The following is a 6,920-nucleotide window of genomic DNA, read 5'->3' on the forward strand; positions in this document are numbered from 1 at the left end:
TTTCACGTTGTTTGTTTCGTTCAGTTTTCAAAGAACTTGTCCGCCACTTCAGAAGCGACTTCATCATATTAACATCTTCATTTTTCGATGTCAACTAAGTTTTAAAATTTCTTTTTTGTCGTTTTCTGCGTTTCCGCATCAGCGACGTTTATTAATATACCATCACAATTTTTAAATAACAAGTGTTTTTTTATAAAAATATAAAAAAATTATCTACCCTACTTTCTTCTATAGAAATAACTATTATCCTCTCTACTAAAAATAGTTATTCTGATTGTATATTACTACACTTCATTCAACTAAATTGAATTTCACAATACCTTCCCAAATTTTCATTCTCTTCTATATTAAGGTTTATAATAATTATCCTTCTATAAAATAACTATACAAATTAGCCGTAAGAAAAAATCCCATCTACATTAAACAGCCACTCGCGCGCATTATCCCCTTCCTTCTCATTCGAAAATTCCCCCCTACAAATTAACAACATTCCAATCCTAATATAAACTTAAGGGCATTGTTAGAATTTTTTTACATTTAATTAATGAAGAATATCCATTTTTTGTTATATAGTAAGAAAGGACGCACTCAACTATAAATAAACCAATGGAGGAATTATTTTATGGATAGGTTAACAAAGTTTTCATTAAAAAACCGAGCTGCCATTATCATCATGATTTTTCTCATTTCCATACTCGGTGTTTATTCCGGCTCTAAATTACCTATGGAATTTTTACCAAGTATCGACAATCCGGCAATTACCGTCACAACCTTATCTCAAGGACTCGACGCTGAAACGATGACAAAGGATGTAACTGATCCTCTCGAAAAACAATTTCGCAATTTAGAACACGTCGACACCATTACTTCTTCTACATACGAGGGATTATCACGTATCGACATTACGTATACATCAAAAGCAAACATGAAAGATGCAGCACGCGAAGTCGAAAAAGCCGTCAATACAATTAAATTACCTAAAGATGTAACCAAGCCCGTAGTTAGTCAATTAAACACTTCTATGATTCCACTCGCTCAAATTACTATCCAGAAACAAAACGGTTTTTCAAAAGCAGATGAAAAACAAATTGAAAAAGAAATCGTACCACAACTCGAAAACATTGATGGTGTTGCCAACGTTATGTTTTTCGGAAAATCCACCTCTGAATTATCTATCGTACTTGATCCGAACCAATTAAAAAACAAAAACGTAACATCACAGCAGGTACTAACTGTTTTACAAGGAAAAGAAACTTCTACTCCAGCTGGGGCAATTACTGTTAATCAGGAAGAATACAACCTCCGCGTCATTGGGGACATAAAAAATGTAAATGACATTAAAAACATCACTGTGGCACCCCAAGTGAAATTGCAAGACATTGCTCAAATTGAAATTAAACAACACTACGATACAATTTCACATATAAACGGAGAAGAAGGCACAGGATTAATCATCATGAAAGAACCGAGTAAAAATGCAGTTGCCATTGGAAAAGAGATTGATAAAAAAGTTAAAGAGATAGATAAGGAATATAAAGATCAATTTTCTATTAAACTTTTGGCTTCAACCCATGAACAAGTTGAAAATGCTGTTACTAGCATGGGAAAAGAAGTAATACTTGGAGCAATCGCTGCAACTCTAATTATCTTAATCTTTTTACGTAACTTCCGAACAACACTCATCGCTGTTGTCAGTATTCCATTATCTATTTTATTAACACTCTTTTTACTACATCAATCTAACATTACGCTTAACATTTTAACCCTCGGTGGTTTAGCTGTTGCGGTTGGGCGTCTCGTCGATGATAGTATCGTTGTCATCGAGAATATTTTCCGCCGTTTACAAAAAGATTCTTTCTCTAAAGATATCATTCTCGATGCAACGAAAGAAGTCGCAGTCGCAATTACTTCTTCTACTTTAACAACGGTCGCTGTTTTTTTACCTATCGGCCTCGTATCAGGAGCAATCGGAAAATTAATGTTACCTATGGTATTAGCAGTTGTATATTCTATACTATCATCCTTAATCGTTGCACTAACAGTTGTTCCACTTATGGCTTTTTTACTACTCAAAAAAACAAAGCATCGAAAGCCAAGTTCTTCATCACGATATGTCGCTACATTAAAGTGGGCTCTTTCTCATAAATTCATTATTCTACTTACTTCATTTTTATTATTTGCAGGATCAATTGCGGCCTATATATTACTACCGAAAGCAAACATAAAATCTGAAGACGACACAATGTTATCTATTAACATGACATTTCCAGCCGATTATAATGCTGAATCTCAAAAACAAAAAGCATTTGATTTTGAAAAGAAATTACTTTCTAATTCGGATATAACAGACGTTATTTTACGAATGGGATCTAGCGCAGAAGATGCACAATGGGGGCAAACAACTAAAAATAACCTCGCTAGTATATTCGTAGTCTTTAAAAAAGGTTCTGATATTGATCAATATATTAAAGAGTTAAAAAAGGAAAATAAAACTTTTGAGCCTGCTGAACTTGATTATATAAAAACAAGTTATTCAAGCTCTGGCGGCGGCAATAACTTACAATTTAACGTAACAGCTACTAACGAAGCGGATTTAAAAGAGGCGGCTACTATCGTTGAAACAAAACTAAAAAGCATGGATGATCTTTCTAAAGTAAAAACAAATTTAGAAGACTCTAAGAAAGAATGGCAAATTCATATTGATCAAACAAAGGCTGAAAAACTAGGTTTAACACCAGAAATAGCTGCGCAACAAGTAGCATTCCTTATGAAGAAATCACCTATTGGCGAAATTACAATTAATAATGAAAAAACTACTATTATGATAGAACACAAAAAAGAAAACATTAATAAACAAGAAGATATTTTAAATACAAACATACTATCACCTATTAATGGCCCAATACCTTTAAAAGACATCGCAACTATTTCAGAAAAACAAACGCAAACAGAAATTTTCCATAAAGACGGAAAAGAAACAATCCAAATTACAGCCGAAGCTTCAAATGAAGATTTGAGTAAAGTAAACACAGCAGTAAATAAAGCGATAACTGACTTAGATTTACCTAGTGGTGCAAAAGTAAATATCGCAGGAGCTACTGAATCTATGCAAGAGAATTTTACAGATTTATTCAAAATTATGGGGATTGCAATAGGGATTGTATATTTAATTATGGTTATCACCTTCGGGCAAGCACGTGCTCCTTTTGCAATCCTATTCTCTTTACCGTTAGCTGCTGTCGGCGGTATTTTAGGATTAATCATTTCAGGAACACCTGTTGATGTAAATTCCTTAATCGGCGCATTAATGTTAATCGGGATTGTTGTTACAAACGCTATTGTATTAATAGAAAGAGTCCAACAAAATCGGGAACACGGAATGGAAACAAGAGAAGCCTTACTTGAAGCAGGTTCTACTAGACTACGCCCAATTATTATGACAGCTATTACAACAATCGTTGCTATGCTCCCACTTCTATTTGGCCAATCCCAAGCAGGGAGTATGGTATCAAAAAGTTTAGCCGTCGTTGTCATCGGTGGTTTGGCAGTCTCAACTCTTCTTACATTAGTAGTTGTTCCAGTTATGTATGAACTATTAGATAAAATCGGGAGAAAAAGACGCTCCCGTAAAAAAATAAGCACTTCTACAGAAACACCTGATATTTAAAAGAAAAGGGTTATCTTCACGAATGAAGATAACCCTTTTTCTCTACCTACTCATATAATCCATCATTTTTTCCGCATACTGTTCTAGAGATTCACTAGAATCCACAATCTAAATTACATCTGTTCGTCTATATAATTAATCACAAATTCAACAATCGTTACGCCCTTTCCTTCTATAATTAAAATACAAAAGAACCCCCTATTTATAAGTAGAGAGTTCTTCTTTATAATTTATGCCGCTTTTACCTTTTTCGTCGTTTTACTTTTTCTTTTCGTTCCTGTAAAGCGCTTGTGTAATATAGATGCTACTAAGCGTGAAATAACATTGAATAGTAATACCATAATAATTAATACAGCTGCAGATTTTGTCGCAATTAACTTCGCATCCGGGATAATTCCTTCAGAATTTAACTTCCAAATGTGAACCGCTAACGTTTCAGCTGGTCTAAATGGATTTAAAGGATGAGCAGGACTTGAGAAGTCCGCTGCTGAATTTAAAATCGGAGATGTTAAACCCGCTGTATAAATTAATGCCGCTGCTTCACCAAATATACGACCCGCAGCTAAAATAACACCTGTAATGATTTGTGGTAATGACGACGGAATAATAATACGAGTGATCGTTTGCCACTTCGTTGCACCTAGCCCAAGACTTGCCTCTTTCACATTAGAAGGAACTTCTGAAATCGCATTTTCACAAACACGCGTTAAGCCCGGTAAGTTTAAAATAGTTAAAGCAAGGGCACCACCCATTACTGTATATCCCCAACCAGTCATTGTAACAAACACTAACAAACCGAATAAACCAACAACAATAGAAGGTAAAGATGCCATTGTCTCGATACATAAACGAACAAAGTTTAAAAACCGTCCTTGCTTTGCATACTCTGCTAAATATATTCCAGCACCTAATCCAAGAGGAATAGATATAATAAGCGTTATAACAAGCATATAGAAGGAATTGAATAACTGCGGACCAATCCCACCACCAGCTCTTGTATTGCTTGGTTCTCCAAACAAGAAATTAGGATCCCAAAAACCCCATCCCTTTTGTAAAATCTCAAACACTAAGAACACTAGCAAAGCTACAACTAAAGCTGCAATCGTATAAAAGATACCTGTCCAAACTTTATTTACCGTTCTTGCATTCATTATTATCGCTCACCTCTTTGCCCAATCGCTCGAATTACTAAAATAAACAGGAATGAAATAACAAGTAAAATCATCGCTAAAGTCCATAGCGCATTGTTCCAAGCAGTTCCGTTTAATGTATTTGTCATGTCCATTGTTAAAATACCAGTTAACGTCGCTGTCGGACTGTATATTCCTTCTGGTAATTTAATCGTATTCCCGATTACCATTTGAACCGCTAGCGCTTCGCCAAAAGCACGCGCTAAACCTAAAACAACACCTGTTAAAATCCCTTTCTTCGCAGCAGGAACAATTACTCGGCTAATCGCTTGCCATTTCGTTGACCCTAGACCATAAGAAGCTTCTAAATAATCAAATGGAACAGAACGTATTGCATCAGAAGCTATACTAGCAATAGTTGGCAAAATCATAATACTTAATACAACAATACCCGCAATTAAACTAAAGCCCACTCCCCCAAACGAATCACGTAATAGTGGCACTAAAATCGTAACCCCTAATAATCCGTATACAACCGAGGGAATACCAACTAATAATTCTAAAACAGGCTTCAATACTTTATTTCCAAACTTTGGCGAAATTAAATTCATGAATATAGCAAGAGCTATAGCAATTGGCGCACTAATAATGACCGCACCTAACGAAACCACCGTTGAACCTACAATGAAAATTAAAGCCCCGAAGGATCCTTGATCAGCATTTGGATTCCATTTTGTCGATGTTAACATCTCAGTAAATGAGATACCACTTTGTGTAAAAGATTGAATACCTTTACCACAAATAAACGCAATAATAGCTAATGTAATTAAAACAATAAAAATACCACAAAACGTAACAAGTGATCTTCCTATATATTCACTTTTTACGTAATTAATTTGTTTTTTCCCCTTCATCACAGGACAGACCCCACTTCATAAATTGAAATGAACAGGACTGGCCTTGCAGCCAGCCCCATAAATTTTATTACTTATTTAATTTAGACATTGGAATATAACCCATATCTTCTACTTGCTTTTCAAAATCTTTACCTTTTACATAGTCAATGTAAGCTTTTGTTGCTTCTTTTGCCTCACCTTTCGTTACCATGTACTCGTAAGACCAAAATGGATATTTACCAGACGCAATGTTTTCAACTTTCGGTTCAGCACCATCAATTTTTACTGTTTGTAGCGCACCTTTTTTCTCGCCGACCATGTAAGACATCGCTAAATAACTTACTGAACCTGGAGTAGAGTTAATTGCTTGTTCTACTGCACCGTTAGAATCTTGTGTAGTACCAGTTCCATCATTGATTTTCGCGTCTTTCATAATTGTTTTTTCAAATGTAGCACGTGTACCAGAAGAAGCTGGACGATTAATCACGTTGATTTTTTCATCTTTCCCACCTACTTCTTTCCAGTTTGTTACTTTTCCAGTGAAGATATCTTGTACTTGTTGTACTGTTAAGTTATCAACTTTTACATCTTTATTTACGACAAGTGCGAATGCAATACCCGCTACCTTGTTATCTACTAATTCTTTCGCCTTATTAGCATCTTTTATTTTATCTGCAGATGGAACATCTGAGTTACCAATTTGGACTGCACCAGAAGCTACTTGGTTAATTCCAGTTCCACTACCGCCACCTTGCACTTGAATAGAAACGTTTGAATTTTTCTCCATAAATTTCTTTCCGGCTTCCTCTGCAAGAGGTTGAAGTGCTGTAGAGCCTGCAGCTGCTATCGTACCTGACAATTCTTGTTTTGCATTATCGTTTCCTTTAGCATCTTTACCTGATGTCTCTTCTGCTTTTCCACATCCCACTAATGAACCCGCTACCACTAAAGCTGCTAAAGAAAATTTAATACCTTTTTTCATAACCATGTCTTGTACCCCCATTTGGATTATCACTTTTCGCATTTGTCTACTTCTTTCGAACACAAATTCATTGTAGGACAATAATATTATGTAAGTGTTAAGCAATTTTTAATTTTAAGTAAATGACGATAATAATCCTTAAAAACTAGGAATCCCAACATTTATAGTTAAAGAACCCAACAAAATCCACACCATTTAAGCTGTAATGTAAATTTATTCTTAACAATGTAAATCCAATGTAAATG

4 protein-coding genes are annotated in these 6,920 nt (G+C 35.1%); 1 reads left to right on the top strand and 3 read right to left on the bottom strand.

Annotated features, from left to right (window positions below; all coding sequences use genetic code 11):
* Positions 1-622 precede the first annotated feature (622 nt).
* Positions 623-3,667: an efflux RND transporter permease subunit gene (locus tag ACQGS6_RS20315; RefSeq protein WP_025966750.1), complete on the top strand. Its 3,045-nt coding sequence runs from the start codon at positions 623-625 to the stop codon at positions 3,665-3,667.
* A 230-nt stretch (positions 3,668-3,897) separates the two neighbouring features.
* On the opposite strand, the gene pstA is transcribed toward ACQGS6_RS20315, so the two are convergent.
* The 3 genes from pstA to ACQGS6_RS20330 form a co-directional block, all read right to left on the bottom strand.
* Positions 3,898-4,818: a phosphate ABC transporter permease PstA gene (gene pstA, locus ACQGS6_RS20320; protein WP_000994155.1), complete on the bottom strand. Its 921-nt coding sequence runs from the start codon at positions 4,816-4,818 to the stop codon at positions 3,898-3,900.
* Between the two features lie 2 nt (positions 4,819-4,820).
* Complete coding sequence (pstC, locus tag ACQGS6_RS20325) at positions 4,821-5,711, bottom strand: phosphate ABC transporter permease subunit PstC (RefSeq protein ID WP_000676676.1); 891 nt, start codon at positions 5,709-5,711, stop codon at positions 4,821-4,823.
* Positions 5,712-5,781: 70 nt separating this feature from the next.
* Entirely contained in the window at positions 5,782-6,681 is a 900-nt protein-coding gene (locus ACQGS6_RS20330; RefSeq protein ID WP_000245116.1) for a phosphate ABC transporter substrate-binding protein PstS, read from the bottom strand.
* Positions 6,682-6,920 lie beyond the last annotated feature (239 nt).

Origin of the sequence: Bacillus sp. GMs2/2 (genome assembly GCF_050172095.1) — a bacterium.
In the GTDB taxonomy this organism is placed as follows: domain Bacteria; phylum Bacillota; class Bacilli; order Bacillales; family Bacillaceae_G; genus Bacillus_A; species Bacillus_A cereus.

Bases quoted from the DNA above. Each gene is read 5' to 3' on its own strand.
- pstA (WP_000994155.1), bottom strand. From the start codon at position 4,818: ATGAATGCAAGAACGGTAAATAAAGTTTGGACAGGTATCTTTTATACG.
- ACQGS6_RS20330 (WP_000245116.1), bottom strand. From the start codon at position 6,681: ATGGTTATGAAAAAAGGTATTAAATTTTCTTTAGCAGCTTTAGTGGTA.
- ACQGS6_RS20315 (WP_025966750.1), top strand. From the start codon at position 623: ATGGATAGGTTAACAAAGTTTTCATTAAAAAACCGAGCTGCCATTATC.
- pstC (WP_000676676.1), bottom strand. From the start codon at position 5,711: ATGAAGGGGAAAAAACAAATTAATTACGTAAAAAGTGAATATATAGGA.